Annotated in this window: 19 protein-coding genes; 10 read left to right on the forward strand and 9 right to left on the reverse strand. The window is 40.9% G+C overall.

The window, feature by feature from the left end; genetic code table 11:
- Positions 1–102 precede the first annotated feature (102 nt).
- The 4 genes from ABFY09_RS04385 to ABFY09_RS04400 are packed head-to-tail and all read right to left on the reverse strand — an operon-like array spanning position 103 to position 4,786.
- Positions 103–1,170, reverse strand: a complete 1,068-nt coding sequence (locus ABFY09_RS04385) for a BMP family ABC transporter substrate-binding protein (protein WP_347983081.1) — start codon at positions 1,168–1,170, stop codon at positions 103–105.
- A gap of 59 nt (positions 1,171–1,229) precedes the next feature.
- On the reverse strand, positions 1,230–2,162 hold the full coding sequence (locus ABFY09_RS04390) for an ABC transporter permease (protein ID WP_347983082.1): 933 nt from the start codon (positions 2,160–2,162) through the stop codon (positions 1,230–1,232).
- 9 nt (positions 2,163–2,171) lie between these two features.
- Positions 2,172–3,239, reverse strand: a complete 1,068-nt coding sequence (locus ABFY09_RS04395) for an ABC transporter permease (RefSeq protein ID WP_347983083.1) — start codon at positions 3,237–3,239, stop codon at positions 2,172–2,174.
- Positions 3,236–4,786: an ABC transporter ATP-binding protein gene (locus ABFY09_RS04400; RefSeq protein ID WP_347983084.1), complete on the reverse strand. Its 1,551-nt coding sequence runs from the start codon at positions 4,784–4,786 to the stop codon at positions 3,236–3,238. The genes ABFY09_RS04395 and ABFY09_RS04400 overlap by 4 nt, the downstream gene beginning before the upstream one ends.
- A gap of 587 nt (positions 4,787–5,373) precedes the next feature.
- Here ABFY09_RS04400 and ABFY09_RS04405 point away from each other — a divergent pair.
- Genes ABFY09_RS04405 through rlmM form a run of 3 tightly spaced genes read left to right on the forward strand, consistent with a single transcriptional unit; the run spans position 5,374 to position 8,210 of the window.
- Positions 5,374–6,342, forward strand: coding sequence for a GGDEF domain-containing protein (locus ABFY09_RS04405; protein ID WP_347983085.1), 969 nt, complete (start codon positions 5,374–5,376; stop codon positions 6,340–6,342).
- A 12-nt stretch (positions 6,343–6,354) separates the two neighbouring features.
- Positions 6,355–7,113 carry a TIGR01621 family pseudouridine synthase gene (locus ABFY09_RS04410; protein WP_347983086.1) on the forward strand — a complete coding sequence of 253 codons (759 nt, stop codon included), beginning with the start codon at positions 6,355–6,357 and terminating at the stop codon, positions 7,111–7,113.
- 44 nt (positions 7,114–7,157) lie between these two features.
- The gene (rlmM, locus tag ABFY09_RS04415) at positions 7,158–8,210 is read left to right on the forward strand and encodes a 23S rRNA (cytidine(2498)-2'-O)-methyltransferase RlmM (RefSeq protein WP_347983087.1); all 1,053 of its coding nucleotides are present in this window, start codon (positions 7,158–7,160) and stop codon (positions 8,208–8,210) included.
- Positions 8,211–8,300: 90 nt separating this feature from the next.
- Here the strand turns inward: rlmM and ABFY09_RS04420 are convergent, their stop codons facing one another.
- On the reverse strand, positions 8,301–9,971 hold the full coding sequence (locus ABFY09_RS04420; RefSeq protein ID WP_347983088.1) for a L,D-transpeptidase family protein: 1,671 nt from the start codon (positions 9,969–9,971) through the stop codon (positions 8,301–8,303).
- Between the two features lie 15 nt (positions 9,972–9,986).
- Complete coding sequence (locus tag ABFY09_RS04425; RefSeq protein WP_347983089.1) at positions 9,987–10,253, reverse strand: YkgJ family cysteine cluster protein; 267 nt, start codon at positions 10,251–10,253, stop codon at positions 9,987–9,989.
- 168 nt (positions 10,254–10,421) lie between these two features.
- Here ABFY09_RS04425 and ABFY09_RS04430 point away from each other — a divergent pair, with 168 nt between their 5' ends.
- Positions 10,422–11,660, forward strand: coding sequence for a response regulator (locus tag ABFY09_RS04430; RefSeq protein ID WP_347983090.1), 1,239 nt, complete (start codon positions 10,422–10,424; stop codon positions 11,658–11,660).
- Between the two features lie 77 nt (positions 11,661–11,737).
- Here ABFY09_RS04430 and gatB read toward each other — a convergent pair whose 3' ends face one another.
- Genes gatB through gatC form a run of 3 tightly spaced genes read right to left on the reverse strand, consistent with a single transcriptional unit; the run spans position 11,738 to position 14,945 of the window.
- On the reverse strand, positions 11,738–13,183 hold the full coding sequence (gatB, locus tag ABFY09_RS04435; RefSeq protein ID WP_347983091.1) for an Asp-tRNA(Asn)/Glu-tRNA(Gln) amidotransferase subunit GatB: 1,446 nt from the start codon (positions 13,181–13,183) through the stop codon (positions 11,738–11,740).
- A 2-nt stretch (positions 13,184–13,185) separates the two neighbouring features.
- Positions 13,186–14,646 (reverse strand): Asp-tRNA(Asn)/Glu-tRNA(Gln) amidotransferase subunit GatA, encoded by a 1,461-nt coding sequence (gene gatA, locus ABFY09_RS04440; RefSeq protein ID WP_347983092.1) that lies wholly within the window; start codon positions 14,644–14,646, stop codon positions 13,186–13,188.
- 11 nt (positions 14,647–14,657) lie between these two features.
- Positions 14,658–14,945 (reverse strand): Asp-tRNA(Asn)/Glu-tRNA(Gln) amidotransferase subunit GatC, encoded by a 288-nt coding sequence (gene gatC / locus ABFY09_RS04445; RefSeq protein WP_347983093.1) that lies wholly within the window; start codon positions 14,943–14,945, stop codon positions 14,658–14,660.
- A gap of 235 nt (positions 14,946–15,180) precedes the next feature.
- Between gatC and ABFY09_RS04450 the strand changes: the two genes are divergently transcribed.
- From ABFY09_RS04450 to ABFY09_RS04475, 6 genes are all read left to right on the forward strand, one after another.
- Entirely contained in the window at positions 15,181–16,224 is a 1,044-nt protein-coding gene (locus ABFY09_RS04450) for a rod shape-determining protein (RefSeq protein WP_347983094.1), read from the forward strand.
- Positions 16,225–16,291: 67 nt separating this feature from the next.
- A complete protein-coding gene (mreC, locus tag ABFY09_RS04455; protein ID WP_347983095.1) occupies positions 16,292–17,077 on the forward strand; it encodes a rod shape-determining protein MreC in 786 nt (261 codons plus the stop codon).
- Positions 17,074–17,547, forward strand: coding sequence for a rod shape-determining protein MreD (mreD, locus tag ABFY09_RS04460; protein ID WP_347983096.1), 474 nt, complete (start codon positions 17,074–17,076; stop codon positions 17,545–17,547). Before mreC ends, mreD begins: the two co-directional genes overlap by 4 nt.
- A gap of 21 nt (positions 17,548–17,568) precedes the next feature.
- A complete protein-coding gene (locus tag ABFY09_RS04465; RefSeq protein ID WP_347983097.1) occupies positions 17,569–18,177 on the forward strand; it encodes a Maf family protein in 609 nt (202 codons plus the stop codon).
- The gene (rng, locus tag ABFY09_RS04470; protein WP_347983098.1) at positions 18,170–19,624 is read left to right on the forward strand and encodes a ribonuclease G; all 1,455 of its coding nucleotides are present in this window, start codon (positions 18,170–18,172) and stop codon (positions 19,622–19,624) included. Before ABFY09_RS04465 ends, rng begins: the two co-directional genes overlap by 8 nt.
- 18 nt (positions 19,625–19,642) lie before the next feature.
- Positions 19,643–23,467: a YhdP family protein gene (locus ABFY09_RS04475; RefSeq protein ID WP_347983099.1), complete on the forward strand. Its 3,825-nt coding sequence runs from the start codon at positions 19,643–19,645 to the stop codon at positions 23,465–23,467.
- The last annotated feature ends 21 nt before the right edge of the window (positions 23,468–23,488 follow it).

The raw sequence follows: 23,488 nt of genomic DNA on the forward strand, positions 1-23,488 counted from the left end.
ATGAACGAAATAAAATAGATTGATTGTTGAGGCGTATTGTAGAGGTACTCATTGAAGATAAGTAAGGGTAACCAGTAAACTTTACCGGTTACCCAAAGGTAATTAGCGAGGAATCTCGTCTGTAATACCTTCTACATACCAATTAACTTGAGCAAGTTCAACATCTGTTAGTGTATGTCCTGCTTCAACAACAAGGTTGCCTTTGTTGTCTTTGATTGGGCCAGTAAATGGTTTTAGTTCACCAGATTTAATAGCCGCATAAGTTTCATTGATTTTCTTCTTCACATCTTCAGGAAGATTTGGGTTGATAGATTCAATTGTTAAGATGTCTTCTTTAAAACCACCCCAGTAATCTTTTGGCTCCCAAGTGCCTTTCATAACAGCGTCAGCGATATTGATGTAGTAAGGAGCCCAGTGATCACGAACAGAGAACATGTGTGCTTCAGGAGCAAATTTACTCATATCAGATGCTTGGCCGATAGCGCGCATACCACGTTTTTCTGCTGCGATAAGTGGTGCCGGGCTGTCGGTATGCTGAATTAAAACGTCAACGCCTTGATCCATTAGCGCATTCGCTGCATCTGTTTCTTTACCTGGATCATACCAAGTGTTTACCCAAACAATTTTGATTTTCACATCTGGGTTAACGCTTTTCGCGGCCATGTAAGTTGTGTTGATATCACGGATAACTTCAGGAATAGGGAAAGATGCAATGTAACCAATGGTGTTGGTTTCAGTCATCATGCCTGCAGTGACGCCTGATACATAACGTCCTTCATAAGTACGCAGTACATAAGTCCCTACGTTCTTAGACATTTTGTAGCCAGTAGCATGCTCAAACGTTACATTTGGAAAACGTTTAGCCACTTTAATTGTTGGGTTCATGAAACCAAAAGAGGTAGTGAAGATAAGATCATTACCTGCTTTCGCCAATTGTGTGATGACACGTTCAGCATCCGCACCTTCAGGCACGTTTTCAACGAAGGTTGTTTCGACTTTATCACCGAAATGTTCTTCTAAGCCAAGACGACCTAAATCGTGCTCGTAGCTCCAACCAAGATCGCCTACAGGACCAACATAAACAAATCCAACTTTTAATGGGTCTTCAGCTAGGGCAGCGTTTGCTCCCGCTAAAAGCCCTAGACCAACTAGTAAACTCTTAAGTTTCATTTTTAGCTCCTATTTGTGCCCGAAGGCATTTTTTGATTATTAATGGATATTTAATTTATTTACGCCATATTTCTTGGGTTAAAAGGTTTACCCAAGGATCTAGGTGCAAGCAATTTTTCTTTAAAATGATCTGCACTGATAATCACCATAACTATGACAGTGGCAACATACGGCAACATGGCTAATAAGTTTGGAGAGATAGACCAACCAAAGCCCTGCAAAACCAAATGCATGATGCTGGCTAAGCCGAATAGGTAAGCACCTAGCATGATACGACCCACACGCCATGAAGCAAACACCACCAATGCTAAGGCAATCCAGCCACGCCCAGCTGTCATTCCCTCAACCCACATCGGTGTATAAACAAGTGACATATAAGCTCCTGAGATGCCTGCCATTGAGCCGCCGAACATAACGGCCAAATAACGAACTCTAAGAACTTTAATACCGATTGCATTGGCTGCATGAGGGTTTTCACCGACCGCTTTAAGCGTTAACCCAATGCGTGTCTTGTTAACGATGTAGATTAGCGTGACAGTCATGCAAAATGAAAAATATACCAAAATATCGTGGCTAAATAAGATGCGCCCAATATAAGGAATATCAGATAAAACAGGGATAGCGACGGGTTGAAATCCTTGGATGATTTGTCCAACAAAGTCGGCACCGATAAATGCACTTAAACCTGTGCCAAAAATAGTTAAAGCAAGGCCAGTTGCCACTTGGTTGGCTCCAATATGAAGAACCAATACTGCAAAAATGAGGCTCATAAGGACACCCATTGCCATGGCAGAAATGACGCCTAGACCAATATTGCCAGTGCTATAAGAAACCAAAAAACCTACTACGGCGCCCATTAGCATCATACCTTCTTGACCTAGGTTTAGTATTCCTGACTTTTCACAAATCACTTCACCCAAAGCGATGAAAAGTAATGGTGTACCGGTTTTTATAGCGGCAAACAAAATTTGTACCATTAGATCCGCGTCCAAAGTGTTCTCCTAGTTTGTCGCTTGATTAGTGGAAATAAGGCGATTGTTAATGAAAAAATCACACGCCAATAAGAAAAATAACAATACGCCTTGGAACATGCTTACCACAGCAACAGGAATACCCATTTCGATTTGAGCTAAATCGCCACCCATATAAAGTACAGCCATGAAAATAGCTGCAAGTATTGCTCCGATTGGATGTAAGCGGCCCAAATAAGCCACGATGATCGCAGAGTAACCATAACCTGGAGACACATTAGGAACGAGTTGTCCTATTGGCCCAGTTGTTTCACTGACACCGGCTAAACCGGCAAGTGCGCCAGCGAATAACATAACGAACCAGCTAAGCTTCTTACCACTAAAGCCTGCGTACCTTGCTGCAGGTTCGTCTGCACCAAATACCCGAATTTGAAAACCAAGATGGGTTTTGCTCAAAATAAACCATCCCACGACACCTGCCAATACTGCGAATAAGACGCCTAAGTGAATGCGGCTACTTTCAAAAATAGTCGGTAGCAAGGTTGTATCAGAGAAAATGGCTGATTCAGGAAAACCGTAACCATCTGGGTCCCGTAAAGGGCCATGAACAGCCCATATAAGGAGATAAAGGGCAATGTAATTAAACATGATGGTGGTGAGAATAAGGTTTGAGTTATAGCGTAACTTTAAAAACGTAGGGAGTGCAGCCCACAGCATTCCTGAAAGAATGCCTGCAATAAGTGTCAGTGGAAGCGCAAATACAGATTCTGAGTCTATAAAATAAAGCGCTATGGCAGATCCGCCTAGCGCCCCAGCCAACAATTGACCTTCTGCGCCGATATTCCACATATTAGCTCGGTAACATAAGGATAAGCCCACCGCACAAAGTAATAGTGGACCCATTTTTACAAACATTTCTCCAATGTTATAACTGTCGGCCAAAGGTGCAATCAAAAGAACATGTAATGCCTGATATGGGTCTTTGCCTATTGCGGTAAATAGAATGCTGCCAAAAATTAAAGTTAATACAATAGCAAGTAGCGGAGATGCTACTTTCATTAGTGTACTTGGCTCAGTACGGGCTTGAATACGGATCATGCGCTGACCTCTTGAGCTTGATTGGCGTTGTTAATGAAGGTGCCAGCCATCCATTGACCGATTTGGTCTATGTTAGTTTCTTCCGTTTTGACTAAAGGTGATAAATAACCATCACATACTGCGGCCATACGATCGGCTAGCAAAAACAACTCGTCTATATCTTCTGAGATTAATAAGATAGCCGCGCCCTTATCACGAAGTTCCAATAAAGCCTGATGGATTGCTAAAGCGGCACCAACATCAACGCCCCAAGTTGGGTGAGCGCAGATAAGCACTTTTGGTGCTTGTCCTATTTCACGTCCCATGATGAATTTCTGCAAGTTACCGCCACTTAGGCTTTTTGCTTCTGAAAACTCACCGTGGCATTTCACTTTGTATTTGCTGATAAGCTCTGTTGTGTATTCTTTGATGCTCTGCCATTGCACTAAGCCGTTTTTGAGAAAACCATCGCTATGAGTGAGAAGGGTGTTTTCCGTCAAGCTCATGTCAGGTACAGCGCCGCGCCCTAGGCGTTCTTCTGGAACATTTGCGATACCAAGTTTACGTCTTTCTCCAGCATGTAAATGACCAATGTTCATTCCGTTTATAGATAACCCATCTTTTACATTACGGTCATCTTCACCACTTATAATGGCCATTAGTTCGTCTTGGCCGTTGCCCGCGACGCCTGCGATACCTAAGATTTCACCTGCTTTTAAGTCGAAGTTGATATTCTTCAGTGTGGTACCAAAAGGGTGTTTTGCTGGTAATGAGAGGTTAGAAGTCTTAAAGACTTCTACTGAGCCCTCTTTTTTGGAATAGCCAGCGTCTTGTTCTGCAAGGTCGCCAACCATCATTTTTGCAATAGTGGCTGGTGTTTCTTCGCTGGGGACACAAGTATCAACGACTTTACCGCCTCGAAGAATAGTGGCTTTATGGCAGATTTCAGTGACTTCATGAAGCTTGTGACTGATAAATAAAATACTACAGCCTTCTTTTGATAAGGTGCGTAGGACGTTAAAAAGTCCTGCTACTTCTTGTGGCGTTAGAACAGAAGTAGGTTCGTCTAGAATTAATAGTTTCACCGATTGAACAAGGCATCGCATGATTTCAACACGCTGTCTTTCGCCAATGGAAAGTGAATGCACGTATCTGTTTGGATCAACGTTTAAGCCGTACTCTTCAGAAAGCTCTGTGATTCTTTGAGTAAGATTACCAATCTTACTCAGCTGTGTTTTACTAAGGCATAATTCGATATTCTGGCAGACCGTCATTGTTTCAAATAATGAAAAGTGTTGAAACACCATGCCGATGCCTAAGTCTCGAGCAATAGAAGGGGACTTTATGCTTACCTCTTTTCCATCCCAAATAATGTCGCCTTTATCTGGTGCGACAACGCCATAGATGGTTTTAACCAATGTACTTTTACCCGCACCATTTTCTCCTAGCAGTGCATGTATCTCACCAGGTATTAAGGTGAGATTGATGTTGTCATTTGCAAGGCAACCAGGGTATTGCTTGGTGATATTCGTGAGTTCAAGGCGCGATATCAGATTATGCTTTTTCAATGTCTTGGCACCTTATTTTTAGAATTAAGTGTCATATAAAAATTTTCTTATTTTACTTTAAGTTAAAACATTGGTCAGTCTAAAATGAACTCAATAAAGAGAGTTTTGCACTGTATTGGTGCTGCCAATTCATTTTTGGTGCAAAAAAGTTCGGGAGTTGTATTATATTTGACCGATTAGTTAATTTTTGGTTTTCTTTTCTCTAATGTGGTTGCTCTAATCAATAACCATGCCAATGATTATGAGGAGATGGTAAATAAAGAAAGTGAGTATCATAAAGGAAATTCCAAAGTGTAATCTTGCTTTTTTGTTGAGTTGCCCAGGCCGCTTTGGTTGCCTTAATTGATAGGAAAGACAATCGCTATTCTGTAGAATACGCCCATTAAATCTGCTTCACCCTTTTGAGACATTTAAAAGGTTTGTGGTAGAAAACTGACTATACACTTGGGAATGCTGTGTTTTCTCCAATAAAAAAAATACTCGAGAAACTTCTTAATTTTGGTTTCTCTGATGAATTTGATAATGACCTCAACCAGAAACATGTCGTCAATTTTTCGTATTTGGCATTTTGTTTTTGTTGTTTCTTTATGGTGTTTTCATCTGCCTTTTATCATATTACGTCCTTGGTTGTTGTTTCTACTGTTTGCTTTTTTCTAGGTTTGTTGGGATGGCGCTGTATTTATAGAGGTCTTTTCGAGCGAGCACAGCTGTGGATGCCGATTATATCTGGTGTTCATATATTCATTCTTAGTTCCTTTTATTTTGGCCCTGATAGTTTATTTCATTGGCTTTTTGTCAATATTATTGCCTATAGCTTTGTTGTTTTTCGATCAGATCAGCGGCTCATAAAATACTTAATGGTCACAGCTTCTATCGTATTCTTTATGATCTGTGAATTTGTGAATGTGGATAAAGTTCATTTATCTCCTGGTCGTGAAAATCTAATGATCATGTTTGTTTTCTCCTTTATGTGCTTCTATTTTGCAGTTGTTATCAACTTAGTAATGAGCCGCTTGAAGTCGGTTAATGGTTATTTGCGTACATTGGCCGAAAAAGACGAGTTAACAGGGTTGTCTAATCGACGCAAAGTACTGGCGGATGCAGTTAATATTTTTGCAGACTCTGTTATCAATAGACTGTCTTGCGTTTTTGCAATCATAGATATTGACCATTTCAAAAAAATAAATGACACATATGGCCATGATGTAGGCGATTTGGTTTTGGCGCAGATTGCAGAAAAAATGCGCTCTGTAATACGTCCTCAAGATGAGATCGGGCGTTATGGCGGCGAAGAGTTTATTGTGATTATGCGCGATATTGACCTCAAGCAAGCAGAGGTAGTGATAGAACATCTGCGTGAAAGCGTGGAGGAAATGCGCATAGAAACCGAGCAAGGTATTGTGATTCCTGTGACTATCAGTGCAGGGCTGGCAGCAATTACATCTGAAGTGTCTCGCTACGAAGAAATTTTAGCGCAGGCCGATAAAGGTTTGTATAGTGCAAAACGTAACGGGCGAAACCGGACTTATCTTCAAAGCAGATCGTCATCGTTATAAAAAGTTATTTCGTTGTTGACATATGAGTTGTCCACTATCTCTGTGGATAAGCTTGTTGGCTACTCTATTTTTCCTATATTTATTCGTAATGGAGATCGTTTGGTTCAAATAATATTTCGTTGCGATGATTATTGGATGGTTAATAAGCCAGCTGGTATGAGTTTTCATGCTGAGTCTGATGAGGTTGGGATGATGCAGTCTTTGGCTAATATGCACCCTGACGTCACTTTTTATCCTGTCCATCGCCTTGATAAGATGACATCTGGCTTGTTGATTGTTGCCTGTAATAAAGAGGCCGCTGCGACTTTTGGTGAAAAGTTTGAGAAGCATGACATTGAAAAGCGTTATTTAGCGATATCAAAACGTAAACCTAAAAAGAAGCAAGGAACTGTTTCTGGTGGAATGCAACCGAGTCGGCGAGGGCAGTGGAAGCTTACTCAAGAAGCAAAGAATTTTGCTGTTACACAGTTTTTTTCATCGGCGTTTCAAGGAAACAGAGTTTTCCTAGTACGTCCACTTACTGGGAAAACGCATCAAATTCGTGTGGCATTAAAAAGTATTGGCTCTCCAATTTTAGGGGATTCACGATATGGTGGTGATGAGTCTGATCGAGGTTATTTGCATGCTTACGCCTTATGGTTCGAGTGGAATGGCGAGGTAAGGCGTTACACTTGTTTGCCAGAATCGGGAGACGGCTTTTCAAGCGACTTTACTGATTTTGTAAACACTCAATTTGATGAGTCTTTATTAAAATGGCCCTCTAAAAAATAATTTATAGAACTCGGTAGGAAACATCTATCTGAGAAGGAAAGCGAATGAAAAATGTTTTGGTTTATTGTCGTCAAGGCTTTGAAAAAGACTGTGCGGCAGAACTGTCAGATGTGGCCAGTAATAAAGGTTTCTATGGTTATGCCAAAGTGGTTCCTGATTCTGGCTATGTAGTATTTCACCTCGATCAAGCGGATGCGGGTGAATCCTTGATCCAGCAGTTGCAGTTTAATCGCTTGATTTTTGCTCGCCAGATCATTGCAGTGAATGATGTGATTGAGTTGGAGCAAGGTGGGCGAGTTGAGTTGTTACTTGAAGCCGCTCGTGAATTACCTCTTGCTGAAGAAGTATGGATCGAAACGGCGGATACTAATGAGGCGAAAGCCTTATCGGGTTTAATTAAGAAACTCGATAAACCTTTGAAAGAGGGTTGGAAAAAGTCTGGTGTGTTACGTAATAAAGCTGTGGGTGTCAGGCATCACGTTTTTTTATTGAGTGGTGAAGAAGCTTATTTAGGTGTCTCTTATGCTGCTTGCCGAAGTGAGTTTCCTTTGGGGATTCGCCGATTACGCTTTCCTGCTGCAGGTCCGAGTCGTTCGACTCTTAAACTGGAAGAAGCCTTTTTACAGTTTGTTCCAGAAAAAACACGTGAAGCAGATTTGACTGAAGGCATGACGGCAGTTGATTTGGGGGCTGCACCTGGTGGCTGGACTTATCAGTTTGTTAAAAAAGGCATTCATGTTTTTGCGATTGATAATGGCCCGATGCAGAAAGAATTGATGTCGACTGGGTTGGTGCAGCATGAAAAGGCGGATGGATTTAAATTTGAACCACCTTATACGGTTGATTGGTTGGTTTGCGATATGGTGGAACGTCCAATAAAGGTGGCTGAATTAATGGCGAAATGGTTGGCAAATGGCTGGACGCGACGTGCTATTTTTAACTTAAAATTGCCAATGAAAAAACGCTTTCAAGAAGTTTCTTTGTGTTTGCAATTAATTGAAGATTTATTAAAAAAATCTGGTGTAGGTTACCAATACCAGGTGAAGCATCTTTATCATGATCGTGAGGAAGTAACTGTTTGCATTATGGTTAAGTGATCGCTTTTACAATTAGTGTAAGGTCAGAAAAAACGCCTTATAAATATATTTTTATAAGGCGTTTTATGGTTTTCGCTATTTGTCTAAATCCTAAATAGATTCATTCGCATGAAAGAAACTGTAACCCATTGCTTCTTCCATTAGCGGGTCTCGCTCATATATGTCATGGCGGAATTCAGGCATGCCATTAGCGTTCGGAACTACGGTAAAGTAAACCAAGTATACTGGAATGTAAGTTGGTAATGAGATCACGCTATTGCTTGCGGTTTTCAGTGTTTTCGTCATTTCATTGAAGCTCTTACTGCCTTTGGTTATTTCCCTTGCAAACTCATCTGGCTTTTCTAATCTCACGCAACCTGAACTAAACGCTCTGTCTGTTTCACGAAAAAGGTGTTTTGCCGGAGTGTCGTGTAAATAAATGGCGTTTTTATTTGGGAACATAAATTTATATTGGCCCAGTGCATTTCCTTCATCTGGTTCTTGTTCAAATCGATAGCTGAGTTTGCTTTCTTCTATGCTGTTCCAATCGATTTTTGTTGGGTCAAGTTCTTTCGCTCCAATACTCCAGCTTGAGTAGACTTTATAACCTTGTTTAGAAAGATAGTTAGGGTCTTTTTGCAGTTTTGGCAACAAGTTTTCTCTGGCTATTCTATGCGGTACGCGCCAAGTCGGATTGGTTACCATGTACGTCATTAGTCCTTTAAATACAGGGGTTTTTCTTGAGGGCTTACCTATGACGGTTTTCATTGATGTTAATTCGCCGTTTAAGTGCATATCAAGCGTGTAGTTTGTTAAGTCTACCCAAACACGATTCGGCTCAAGCTCGCTTGGGAGCCAGCGCCATCTTTCAATATTGTATGCTATTTGTTTTGCTCGGGTTTCCAGTGGGATGTTGAGCATTTCGACTGTTTCTGAACCTGCTGATCCATCGGCAGTGATATGGTGACGGCGTTGGAAGCGTATTAGCGCTTCTTTGAGTCGTATATCAAATTTTTCTTCATTCACCTTTCGAGTAGAGAATCGAATGTCTCCTAACTGCACAAGTCGAGCTCGTAGTTGGGCAACTCGTGGGCCTTCTTCACCGATAGATAAAAGGGATCCTGGGTCAATGCGGATGTCTTTTTCTTTTGCGGCAATATCTTGGTAATACACAAGCCACTTTTGAAGTATTTGGTAATGAGGATGGCGTGGCGCCAAAAGCGGAAGATAGTTCACCATGTCGCTTGCAGATTCTAGATACAGTAAATCTTTCCAAATGTTACTTGGAGCATCAAGTTGCCAATTTGGATCGATTAACTGAGGCTCGTATCGACCATTGCTGAGGTCGTGAGCATAGCTCGTGAGTGCGATTGTGGTGATGACATCCATCTCTGCAAGTTGTTGTGAAGTCGGCTCTTTTAAATCTAAATACTCTTTAATGATGTCAGTATGATAGTGAATTGGATTGAGGCCGTGGGAATAGGATTGCTCAAGAATATCAACAAGTTTGTAGATGGAAGTGTTTATTCTTTTGTTTTCGATCCAGACAGGTTCATAACCTCGGTATTGGTAAGCATCAAGAACACTGTTGTTTGGTAGTGCTTGACCTGCAACAGGAGTAAAAGCATTTAGAGTGAGTGATACTTGTTGTTTTACACTGGTTTCTATTTGCTGTTCGCTAGGCGGTTCAACTGTAAATTGTTTGCTTGTATTTGAGGTTGAACAAGCACCTAAAAGTAAACATACGCCAATTAATGCTAATCGTTTGACTGCGAATGTCATAAATTTTTCCTTGTACTAAACTGTTTTTGGTAAGCGTGTATAGTTTTCTAGATCGTTTAATATTGTTATGGCTTCTTCTTTACTATTACCACACACGTATCGTTCTGGTGTGAAATCTTTGCAGACTTTAGGTCTTTCTGGATCTCCAAATATAGCACAAGTTAAATCGGGTAAAAGCTGAACACAAATGACTCCAGCTGGTTTTCCATGTGGCATGCCAGGAATGGGAGAGCTGATTGATGGTGCTATGCAGCATGCGCCGCAGCCTGATCTACAAAACATAATTTTATCTAATTTTAATTGAGCTATTTATAGTAACAAGTTAATGAGATGTTTAATATTTTATTAGTGTATGTGCTTGTATTTGAGGCTTCTTAGCCTCGCTTTTTTACGGTGCTGAGCCTAAAATGAAGAAGCAATGTTGATACTTTTCATAATAGAGTTCTCTGGATGATAATTGAAAAAAAAATATTAGTTGTTGAAGACAGTCCCGTCGTTTTGAAAGTGCTTAAGCACTTATTGTCGCAAAATCCAGAATTTATTCCTGTGCTCTGTGATTGCTATAAAGAGGCTGAAAGCAAGTTAAACTCTGAAGGAAAGGATTTTTTTGCTGCTATTGTTGATCTAAATTTACCTGACGCTGAAAATGGTGAAATTGTTGATCTGGTTTTGTCATATAAGCTTCCGTGTGTTGTGTTAACTGGCAATTTTGATGATAGTCTGCGCCTCAGTCTTTTGAATAAAGGGGTTTTAGATTACATAACCAAAGACAGCCGATATTCTTTTAATCATGTTATTAAAGTGATTGAGCGTTTAGATAAAAACCAAGGTATTAAAGTTTTAGTCGCTGAAGATTCATCGACAAGTCGATTGTTCATTAAAATTTTGCTTGAACAATATCGCTTCGAAGTAATTGAAGTCGAAAACGGACAGGAAGCATTGGCAAAACTGGAGGCTGATTCAGAGATAAGAATGCTGATTACAGATCATAATATGCCTTTGGTGAATGGCTATGATCTGGTTCGTATGTTGCGACAAAATGCGCGTTTCCGTGATTTGGTCATTATTGGTCTGTCTTCTGAAGGGGATAGCTCGCTGACGGCTAAGTTTATAAAAGCTGGGGCGAATGATTTCCTTAAAAAGCCTTTTTACCATGAAGAGTTTCATTGTCGTGTTATTCATAACTTAGAAGCTCAAGAAATGCTTGAAAAAATCAGAGATTTGGCGAGTATCGATCCACTAACAAAGCTGAAAAATAGATGTTATTTATTTGATGATGGAGAAAAGTTATATCGTAAAAGCGCTCCAGATATTTCCCTTGCTATGCTCGACCTTGATCACTTTAAGCAGATTAATGATACATATGGCCATTTTATCGGTGATAATTTGCTGGTGGAGATGGGGAAGGAAGTAGCAAAAGCGTTTCCAGGTGTGTTGGCTTGTCGCTTTGGAGGAGATGAGTTTTGTTTACTCGCTAATTTCGATGGTGCTTCTTTACTGGTAATGATAGAAAGCTTTTTGACAACCATTCGTTCTAAACAATATACCGATGCTAAATTGACTGTTACTTATAGTGTTGGGCTTTGTTCTAACACAACATCTTCGTTGCACGATTCCATTATTGTTGCTGATCATAATTTATATGAAGCAAAACGTTGTGGACGAGATCGAGTCGTAGCAGATTTTTAATTTTCTTTTTATGAGTCTCTTAGAAACGAAAAAGGCCACGATTAAAGTGGCCTTTTTCGTATTTTTGGTGGCGTTAATTAACCTTTTAGCATTTTCGCTAGAATGGGATTAACAACTCCTGGGTTTGCTTTACCTTGGGAGGCTTTCATAACTTGACCAACAAAGAATCCAATCATTTTCTTCTGCTTATCAGGCTCAGCGGCTCTATATTGCTCTACCTGTGCTGTATTGGCATCTAATATTTCTTGGATCATGGTTTCTATTGCGCCAGTATCTGTTACTTGTTTTAGGCCTTTCGCTTCGATGATTTCATCAGCTGAGCCTTCACCTTGCCACATAGCTTGGAAAACATCTTTTGCTGTTTTTCCGTTAATTGTGTTGTCTTTTATGCGAACTAATAGTTGGCCAAAGTTTTCTGCATTAACAGGCGCTTGAGTGATTTCTAGCTGTTCTTGATTAAGTTGTTTACTTAATTCGCCCATTACCCAGTTTGCAGCTAATTTGGCGTCTTTGACAATTTTATTAGCACTTTCAAAGTAGTCTGCCATAGCGCGAGATGAAGAAAGGACGCTTGCATCATATTCGCTGAGTTTGTGTTCTTCTTGGAAGCGTTTGGCTTTTTGGCTTGGTAATTCAGGTAGTGTTGATTTTATTTCATCAATATAGCTCTGAGTTAACATAACAGGTAATAGGTCTGGACAAGGAAAGTAGCGGTAATCGTTGGCATCTTCCTTTGAGCGCATGCTGCGAGTCTCGTTCTTTTCTGGATCGTAGAGACGTGTTTCTTGAACGATACGACCGCCATCTTCAAGGATGTCCATTTGTCGCTCAATTTCGGTATAGATAGCTTTTTCAATAAAGCGGAATGAGTTTACATTCTTAATTTCTGTACGAGTACCGTATTCTTTTTGACCTTTAGGGCGTAGCGATAAGTTAATGTCGCAACGCATTGAACCTTCAGCCATGTTGCCATCACAAATGCCCAAATAAGTCACAATTGAGTGGATCATTTTGACGTAGGCAACGGCTTCTTTTGCGGAACGGATATCTGGCTCAGAAACTATTTCCAATAGCGGAGTGCTGGAACGATTAAGGTCTATCCCTGTCATGCCTTGAAAGTCTTCATGTAAGGACTTACCAGCGTCTTCTTCTAAGTGCGCTCTGGTGATGCCAACACGAGATGTCGTACCATCATCAAGTGTGACGTCAAGATAACCTTCTCCGACAATTGGGTGATCCATTTGGCTAGTTTGATAGCCTTTTGGTAGGTCAGGGTAGAAGTAGTTTTTACGAGCGAAAACGGATGTCATGCCAATTTCTGCGTTTACCGCATGGCCAAACATAACCGCCATCCGTAAAGCTTCTTTATTAAATACTGGTAGTGCGCCTGGCATTCCCAAGTCAACAAGTGTTGTTTGAGTATTTGCTTCAGCACCAAAGCCAACCGCAGCACCGGAAAAGAGTTTAGACTTTGTGGTCAATTGAGTGTGTATCTCAAGACCGATTACAACTTCCCAATTCATTCTTATACTCCTTTTGCCATTTCTGGTGTTTGTAAATGCCAATCAGTTTGCTGCTGGTATTGGTGGGCAACATTGAGTAGTTTGGCTTCGGCAAAATAATTACCCATTATCTGTAGGCCAACAGGCATGTTATTCACAAAGCCTGCTGGAACTGACATTGCTGGAATGCCAGCAAGGTTGACAGATAGAGTATAAATATCTTCTAAATACATGGCGACGGGGTCATTCGTCTTACTACCCAGTTCAAATGCAGTTGTTGGTGCAACAGGCCCCATGATCACATCAACTTCATTTAATGCGTTAACAAAGTCTTCTTTTATTAAGCGGCGGATTTTTTGCGCTTTTAAATAGTAGGCATCGTAATAGCCTTCAGATAAAGCATATGTGCCAACCATGATTCGTTTTTGAACTTCTTGTCCAAAACCTTCTGCACGAGAACGCATGTACATATCGAGTAAATCTTTTGGGTCATCACAACGGTGTCCAAAACGGACGCCATCGAAGCGAGATAGATTGGAAGAGGCTTCTGACGGTGCAATGACATAGTAAGAAGGGATGCTGAGTTGTAGGTTGGGTAAAGAAATTTCCTTTACTGTCGCTCCCAGCTTTTCAAATTCCTTTACTGCATCCATGATGGTTTGAGCGACATCAGAATCTAAACCGTCACCAAAATATTCTTTTGGTAAGCCGATTTTTAAACCTGTTAATGATGCATTTATATTGGCTAGATAGTCTTCCGATGATGTCTCAGAAGACGTGGAGTCTTTTTCATCAAAGCCTGCCATTGCTTGCATCAAATGAGCGCAATCTTCTGCACTTTTTGCCATTGGCCCGCCTTGGTCAAGGCTTGATGCATAGGCAATCATGCCAAAGCGAGAAACGCGACCATAAGTTGGTTTAAGTCCGGTGATACCACAGAAAGAAGCAGGTTGACGAATAGATCCACCAGTATCCGTTCCTGTGGCTGCGACAGCGAGGCCTGCTGCAACGGCAGCGGCTGAGCCACCTGAAGAACCACCTGGTACAGTATTTAGATTCCAAGGGTTTTTAACAGCACCATAAAAACTGTTTTCGTTTGATGATCCCATTGCGAACTCATCCATGTTGGTTTTACCAAGCATAACGGCGCCAGCTTGCTGAATGCGGCTTGTTACTGTGGACTCATAAGGTGGGACGAAGTTGTTTAGCATTTTTGAGCCGCAAGTGGTTAATGTGCCTTGAGTGCAAAATAGGTCTTTATGGGCAATTGGAATCCCTGTTAGTGATGTGCCTTGTCCATTTTGCAGTAGGGCGTCAGCCGCTTTTGCTTGTTGAAGTGCTAACTCATCACTCACGGTAATGTAGCTATTAAGTTGGGAATCCAGCATCGAGATGCGCTTTAAGAAGGCTTGCGTTAGCTCTACGCTGGAAATGTCTTTATTTTTAAGTTGTTTTGCTAAACTCGAAATACTTTGTTCGGACATGGTTTGCTCTCTTAATCGATCACTTTTGGTACAAGGAAAAGGCCAGCTTCAGATTGAGGAGCGTTGGCAAGGAAAGCGCCACGTCGATTGTCTTCTGTGACGACGTCGTCTCTTAATCTTTGTGTCATTTCAAGAGGATTTGAAAGAGGCTCAACACCATCTGTGTCTATTGACTGCATTTGTTCAACCAGTGTTAGCACGCTAGATAGTGAGTTTTGATATTGATCGGCATCTTCCTCGGTTAGAGCGAGGCGTGCCAAGTGTGCAATTTTTTGCACGTCTTGTTTGTTTATAGACATGTTTCACCTGATTTTGGATTGTCGAAAATGCTTCATATTGTATCTCTTAGTTGAAATGCTATAAAGCTAACTGCGTGGAAAATCTAGGTTATTTATATTTTTTTTATGAAAACTCAAAAACATTGAGCTCCATGGGAACTTTTTTGAGATTTACGTTGAATCCGCTTGCCCATTGGCCTAGTGATTGTTACATTTTGACACTATTCGTATCGTATTTATCAGGATGTAAGAATTCATGTTTAAAAAAATCAGGGGAATGTTTTCAAGTGATTTGTCTATTGACTTAGGAACGGCAAATACCCTTATTTATGTTCGTGATCGCGGAATTGTGCTTGATGAGCCTTCTGTTGTTGCTATTAGACATAACGGCAACCAAAAAACAGTCGCGGCTGTTGGAGCTGAGGCGAAACGTATGTTGGGTCGTACGCCAGGTAATATAACCGCTATTCGCCCAATGAAAGATGGTGTTATCGCTGACTTTCATGTAACTGAAAAAATGCTTCAGTACTTTATTTCACAAGTTCATGAAAACAGTTTTTTAAAGCCTAGCCCTAGAGTTTTAGTTTGTGTGCCTTGTAAATCAACCCAAGTTGAACGTCGAGCGATCAAAGAGTCTGCATTAGGTGCGGGTGCGCGAGAAGTTTATATCATTGAAGAGCCCATGGCGGCTGCGATTGGTGCCGGTTTACCTGTCGCCGAAGCGTCCGGTTCTATGGTTATTGATATCGGTGGTGGTACCACAGAAATTGCTATAATTTCTTTGAACGGTATTGTTACCTCTGAGTCTATTCGTGTCGGTGGTGACCGTTTTGATGAAGCGATTACAACTTATGTGCGTCGTCAGTACGGTAGTCTTATTGGTGACGCTACCGCAGAGCGCATCAAAACTGAAATCGGTATGGCTTACCATACAGGTGAAGAGTTAACTATTGATGTCCGTGGCCGTAACTTAGCCGAAGGTATCCCTCGTTCATTCTCTCTAACAAGTACTGAAATTCTTGATGCACTGCAAGAGCCACTCGCTCAGATTGTTCAGGCCATTAAAGGTGTTCTTGAGCAATCCCCACCTGAATTGGCCGCTGATATTGGTGAGACAGGTTTAGTTTTAACAGGTGGTGGTGGTTTGCTGCGTGAACTAGATCGTTTGATCAGTGAAGAAACCGGTTTGCCTGTTATTATTGCAGACGATCCTTTGACTTGTGTGGCTCGTGGTGGCGGTATGGCGCTAGAGTTAATGGATAAGCACGCAGCAGAATTATTTACAGCTGATAACGAGTAATAGTTAGGGGCTTCTCATTAATAATTCGCTTCACTTTAGTGGTCGAATCTCTAGTGCTCGCTTTGTAGTGCTAGTGATTCTATCGCTTACCATGATTATCGCGGATATACGCTTTGCAGCCTTCTCTCATGTTAGACCTTATCTAACCTTGCTCGTGACTCCAATTCAAATGGTTGTTAATACACCTAAACAAGCGTTCATTTGGGCCGGAGAGCATCTTCAAAGTCGAGAAAGCTTGGTTCGTGAGAATCAGTCTTTGCAATCTGAAATTTTGATTTTACGCAGTCGTCAGCAGAAGCTTGACTCTTTGCAGGCGGAAAATACTCGCCTGCGAGAACTTTTAGATGCTTCTCAACGAGTAGAAGAAAAGATTGTGATGGCTGAGGTCATTGGCTTTGATCAAAATGCTTATAGCCATAAGCTAATGATTGATAAAGGTTTTTCATCAGGTGCGTATGTTGGCCAACCTGTTCTAGATGCAACTGGTGTTTTAGGGCAAGTGGTAGAAACGGCAGCTTACAGTAGTCGAGTATTATTGATTGCAGACGCCAGTCATTTTGTTCCTGTTCAGCTGTCTCGTACAGGTTTTAGAGGGATTCTTCGAGGAACAGGAAGCTTAACCCAAATGGAGTTGATGAGTGTTCCTCGATCTATTGATATTAAAAAAGGTGATGTATTAACAACGTCCGGCCTCGATAATCGATTCCCAAGTGGCTACCCTGTTGGTGTTGTAAAAAGTGTTAAGTACACTCCAGGTGATGCTTATGCGGATGTGGATGTCGTTCCTCTCGCTCAATTGGGAAGAAGCCGTCATATTATGTTAATAGATAAACCAGAAGCAGAGCGCGAATGAAACCGATTTTAGTTTTTAGTGTCACTCTTTTAACAGCTCTGATGTTGGAAGCAATTCCTTTTCCTGAAGAGCTTGTTTGGTTTCGACCTGAATGGGCCTTGTTAGTTATCTTGTATTGGGTAATTGCTTTGCCATTTAGAGTGGGGGTTGGCTTTGCTTGGTTTTTAGGGCTGATGATAGATTTGCTACAAGGCAGCATCATTGGTCAGCATTCTCTAACATATGTCATCATCGCCTATACTTGCGCTGTTTTTTATAAGCGCTTGAGAATGTATCACCCTTGGCAGCAGGGCTTTTTCGTTTGTATTCTGGTTAGTGTGAATCAGTTAGTAGATTTTTGGGTGGATCATTATGTGGTATATGCAGAACCTACTTTGATGATATTTATGCCTGCCGTTATGACTGGCCTATTATGGCCTTGGTCTTTTGTTATTTTACGCAGTGTGAGGCGTATGTACGCTATTCGCTAAGCTGCTTTTTAGGAAAAACATATGCTTGTTTTGGCTTCTGCTTCACCTAGAAGAAAAGAGCTACTGAGTCTTTTAGTTAAATCATTCGAGGTTTTGCCTGCTGATATTGATGAAACACCAAAGTGTCATGAACAGGCAGAAGATTATGTGCTACGCATGGCCGTAGAAAAAGCAAAAACAGCGTCATTAAAATACCAATCCTTGCCCATTTTTGATGAAAGCGCGGTGTTTATTGCCTCCGACACCAGTGTTGTTGTGGATGATGTAATTCTTGGTAAGCCGCTTGATCTAGACGATTCAAATCGAATGTTGCGACTTTTATCAGGTCGATCTCATCAAGTCTTAACCTCTCTCTGTGTTTATCATTCAAAGCATCAACATTTTTTAACTAAGTGCGTTGTAACAGATGTGACTTTGCGTTCTATTTCTGATGTGGAAATAGAGCAATATTGGAAGTCTGGCGAGCCTCAAGATAAAGCAGGTTCATATGCTATTCAAGGTTTAGGTTCCGTGTTTGTTGCGTCTCTTTCAGGTTCTTATTCTGCTGTTGTCGGTTTACCTTTATTTGAAACTGCACAATTACTCAATCAATTTGGAATTCATTCGTTAGAGGAAATGTCTCATGAGTGAAGATGTACTCATTAATGTCACTCCAATGGAAGTGCGTGTTGCGCTTGTTGAGAATGGTGTTTTACAAGAAGTTTATATTGAGCGTTCTAGCCGCAAAGGCATTGTTGGTAATATTTACCAAGGCAAAGTAGTGCGTGTCCTTCCAGGTATGCAAGCGGCTTTTGTTGATATTGGGCTAGAAAGAGCCGCTTTTATTCATGTGTCTGAAGTGGCTGATCGTGATGCGATTAATCCAAGTGATCAAATAGGGGATTATTTGCGAGAAGGCCAGTCTCTCGTTGTTCAGGTGACGAAAGACCCTATCAGCACAAAAGGGGCGCGTTTAACCACGCACCTTTCCATTCCTTCTCGTTATCTGGTCTATATGCCGGACCAAACTCATGTGGGAGTAAGTCAAAGAATAGAAGATGAAGCTGAGCGTGAAAGACTGAAAGCATTGGTATCAGAAGCCTTAACAGATGCAGATGAAAACAGCGGTTATATTTTAAGAACGGCAGCAGAGAAGGTTGGGGAAGATGAAATTCTTGCTGATATAAAGTTCTTAACGCGATTGTGGCAATCAGTAAAACGTCGCATGCAAAATGCTAAAGCGCCTTCTATTATTTATGATGATCTACCTTTACACCTTCGAACCATGCGAGATTTAGTTGGTTTAAGCACTGAGAAAATTCGTATTGATTCGAAAGAGAATTATGCAAAACTGCGGGCTTTCGCGGATGATTTTATTCCAGAATTAAAAGATAGAATCGAATATTATCCAGGTGAACGTCCAATATTTGATCTTTATAGCGTTGAAGATGAAATACAGAAAGCATTGGATAGAAAGGTTCAGCTTAAATCTGGCGGTTATTTGCTGGTTGAGCAGACGGAATCTATGACAACTATTGATGTGAATACTGGTGCTTTTGTCGGTAGTCGTAATCTAGAAGAAACGATTTATAAGACGAACCTTGAAGCCGCTACATCAATTGGTCGACAACTGAGGCTGAGAAATCTCGGCGGCATTATTATCATCGATTTCATTGATATGGAAGATGAAGAGCATAAGCGTCAAGTGCTGCGTATGCTTGAAAAAGTATTAGAGCTAGATCATGCGAAAACAAAGATAACGGGTGTATCTGAGCTTGGCTTAGTCGAGATGACACGTAAAAGAACTCGAGAGAGTTTAGGTCAGACTTTATGTGAACCATGTCGCTCTTGTCGTGGTAGTGGTTTGGTGAAAACACCTGAAACGGTATGTTATGAAGTGTTTCGGGAAATTCTGAGAGCAGACCGTGCTTATAACTCGCAAACTTACACTGTGTTAGCTGCTGGTTCGGTTGTTGAGCGTTTTTTAGATGAAGAAAGTGCTAGTGTTGCTGAGTTGGAAGCCTTTATTGGAAAAACCATTCGTTTTCAGGTGGACTCAGTGTACACACAAGATCAATATGATGTTGTGCTCCGTTAGAATCTTATAGGCCTGATAATGAGTTGGCTATTGCGTAAAACGATTTTGATTGTTTTTTGGGGGCTTGTTACCTTCACGGCGTTGCTCGCAATTTTTTCTTTAAGTGTGGCAAATTTACTGCCTTATTTAGATCATTATCGTCCGCAAATAGAACATAACTTAGAACAAATAACAGGTTACCCTATTAGTTTAGGCAGTATTGATGGGCGTCTAGAAGGAATTGATCCAACTGTTTCAGTTGGTGATTTTCAGTTGTCGGTTAACAACCAGTCTTCGATCATTGTTAATGAGATGCGTGTTCGACTGGATACGGTTAAATCTCTGTTAAGCTTCAGTCCCCAGTTTACCTATATCAGGTTTGTAGAGCCTGTTGTTTCTTTGCAGGAAAGTGAAGGGCAATGGCGTCTTAATGGCGCTAAACCTTCTCAGACTGTACGTAATGATGTTGGTATTGAGCGCGCTTTAGACTACCTTTCTGAACAGCGGAATTTCTCCATAATAGATGCTAGTGTAGAAATAGACAGTGACCAATTTGGTGAGCACGTTATAAGTATTCCTCACTTATACATATTCCAAAAGTCATTTGAGTCTTTATTAACCTCCACTTTTTATTTAGATAGCAATCAAGCTCCTTTCCAAATAGATGCTCGTTTGGCTGGTTACAGTGGTTTACTTGGTAACTATCGAATAAAAGCATCTCTTGATGCGCCTTTATTTTCATTGCCAATTAAAGAAGTATTCCAGCTTGCTGATTATTCAATAGAAGAAGTCGAGGCTGGAGGCAAGTTTTGGTTCGATGTTACCGTAGGGAAAGAAGTTGAGCTTCGCTCTCAAAGCGCACAATTCAATATATCTTTTGCTGATGGTAGAGCTTACCAGGCAACTTCCTCTCTTCGTCTGCGTTACGCTCAAACCTCTCCTAGTTTGCATGTAGATCTCTATGGTTTAGAGGTAAATAACGAATTAAAAGAACCTTATCTGACAACGAGCCTTTCATTTGATTGGTCCTCGCTTTCTAAGCGCTCCAATATCCGGTTTGATCAGATAGATTTAGGTATGGCTAATCAAGTCGCGTCTTACTTTTTGCCTGAAGAATCGGATGCTCAATTTATATTGAATGGATTGAATCCGACTGGAATAGCGACAAATGGTGCACTTCAGATTTGGCAAGAAAATGACCAACTATTATTTCAGTTCTTGAGTAATTTTCAGTCTGCTTCTGTTGAGGCTTACAATGGTATTCCAAAAGCCACAGGTGTGAATGCGGTCTTTAGTTTGTCGAATGATAATGGCTATATTGACTTTAAAGGGCAAAAGGGTGAGCTGCATTTTGACACGGTTTATGAGCGTTCTTGGCTTGTGGATGCTTTTTCTGGATATGTTAGTTGGCAAAAACAGCAGGATACTTTTTTAATTGTAGGGAAGGACCTTAATGTAGAGCGTAATGCTGCTCATGTTCAAGGTGGGTTTCGTTTAGAGATTAGAAAAGATGAACCGGATTGGATTTCGTTGGATTTGCATGGTGACAATATTTCGACCTCTGATCGACTATCGTATATCCCGCCAAAAGTACTCAACGAAGATCTTAGATTATGGATAGATTCTTCTTTTTCTGATGCGGGTATGGTGAGCAGTGCGGATGTTGTTTTGCATACTGAACTTTTGGATGGCGCTGATCCACATGTGAGAGTGCAGCTTGCTGCTCGTGATCTTTCAATACGATTTGATGAAAACTGGCCTGTGGCAGAACAGGTTAATGGAGCTTTTGAATTCGATAAAAAAGGTGTTTCTGTCAATATTGACTCAGCCCTTTTGTCAGGACTTAGCGCTTCGGATGTAGAGTTAAGTGTGCTTGTTGTAGATAATGCTGCTGATTGGCTGAATATTAAAGCTCACGTCAAAGATGACTCTGCTACTATTATTTCCATGTTAAAAGAAACGCCTCTAAATGAAACAATCGTCAAGCCTTTTGAGAGTTGGGATCTTGCTGGAGATGTGAGCGGTAGTTTTGATGTGAGTGTGCCTTTTTCACATGGCCAAGATCCAAAAGTTCAGGTAAGCCTTAATTTTGAGAATAACCCTGTAACATTGAAAGACTTAAAGCTTTCTACAGTTATTAAAAAAGGGCAATTAAATTATACCACTGCAGAAGGTATTCAAAATTCAGAATTTCAAATTCAAGGCTTAGGAGGAGAATCACGTCTTACCCTGACTTCTAACAACCCATCTGAAGATGAATTAGTAATTTCTGGAGAGTTGTTGGGGGTGGCCAATCTGCGGAATGTACTTGAGTGGCGTGAGTTCCCAGACGCATTGATAAATGCAGTGTCGGGAAATACGGATTACAAGGGCACTTTATCCGTCAATCAGTCACAAAGCGGACAGCTTGATTTAGTCATAAGTAGTGATTTGCTTGGAGTGAATGTTGATCTTCCCAAGCCTGTAGGCAAAGAAAGTGGAGAGGCTAAACCTCTTAGAATAAAGCTTAGGCAGCATGAGGACGACTTGGTTGTTGACCTAAATTACAGTGCTTTGTCTAACTCACGTTTCCTTATGCATGAGGGAGAATTCGTGGGCGGAGAAGTCATTATGAACGGTGAAGAAGGGCTATCCTTAAGTGACACTATCCCCAAAGGATTGGTGTTGAATGGTAACTTCGACTACTTTGATGTCCAAGAGTGGTTCTCTGTCTTCAATAAATTTTCATCTGATGATGTGAAACAAATAGAAGTCGAAGTTCCTCAGCTGCCAACTTGGATTAATAAAATAAATCTTATCATTGATGATGTTGAGGTGAATCCGTATAACACTTGGCGCAACTTTAAAGTCTCTTATGACGCTTCAAAGGGCGATGCTTTATTGGTGAATTCTGATGAGCTGAACTTCTCGTATACAAATGAAAGCCAAACGCCAAATTTGCATTTTGGATTTTTGAGTTGGAATACGGCACCTTCAAATGATGATTCGGCATCGCAAGAAAGTGACAATGTGGAAGCGCCTATTTCGGCATCTCAAGTGCCGAATATAGCATTATCGGTTGATGAGCTGTATTTAAACGAAAAGCCATATGGTGATTGGCGGCTGACGGTCAAAAGAAATGCGAATAAAGTGAGTATTGAGCCTATAACGACTAAATTAAAAGGTGGCTCTTTTTTTGGGCGCTTTGTTTGGGTAGACGCTGGAGAAGATTCTACCGTTGAGTTGGCGATAGGTTCTAAAGGTAAGGATGTTGGCGAATTAGCTGGGAAGTTTTCTAATGAGAGCTATATCTCATCCAAGGCTTATCAACTGGATGTTGACTTAAATTGGAAAGGGCATCCGTTTTACTTTGATCGAAGCTCTGTGTCGGGCGGTATTGGTTTTTCTGCAGAAGACGGCAATTTTCATAAGGTTGATGAGCTGCCTTCTTTTTTGAAGGCGCTTGGTATTTTCAATATTGGTGCTTTGAGTAGAAGGTTGGTGTTGGACTTCTCTGATATTTACGAGCCAGGGTTAACTTACGATGATTTCAATGGAGTGTTGTCTTTAAATAAAGGGATTTTGATGACAACGAAACCAATCAAAATTGTCGCGCCTTCTGCAGAGTTGACTGTGGAAGGGAAAGCGGACATTGTAAATGAAACATTGGATGAAAAATTGACGGCAACTTTCCCGTTAATGGGTACTTTACCTCTCGCTGGGTTGTTGCTTTCTACGCCTCAAATTGCCGGTTTGCTCTTTATTACAGATAAATTGATTGGTGATCAATTGTCTAAGGTGACCAGTATTCAATACAAAGTAGAAGGTTCGTTTAATGATCCGGTTATTACGCCCATTAAGTATCGACCTTTGGAGAAAAAATAACCTACTTTTCCTTTTAGGAAT

Source organism: Marinomonas sp. 5E14-1, assembly GCF_039939215.1.
Taxonomy (GTDB): domain Bacteria; phylum Pseudomonadota; class Gammaproteobacteria; order Pseudomonadales; family Marinomonadaceae; genus Marinomonas.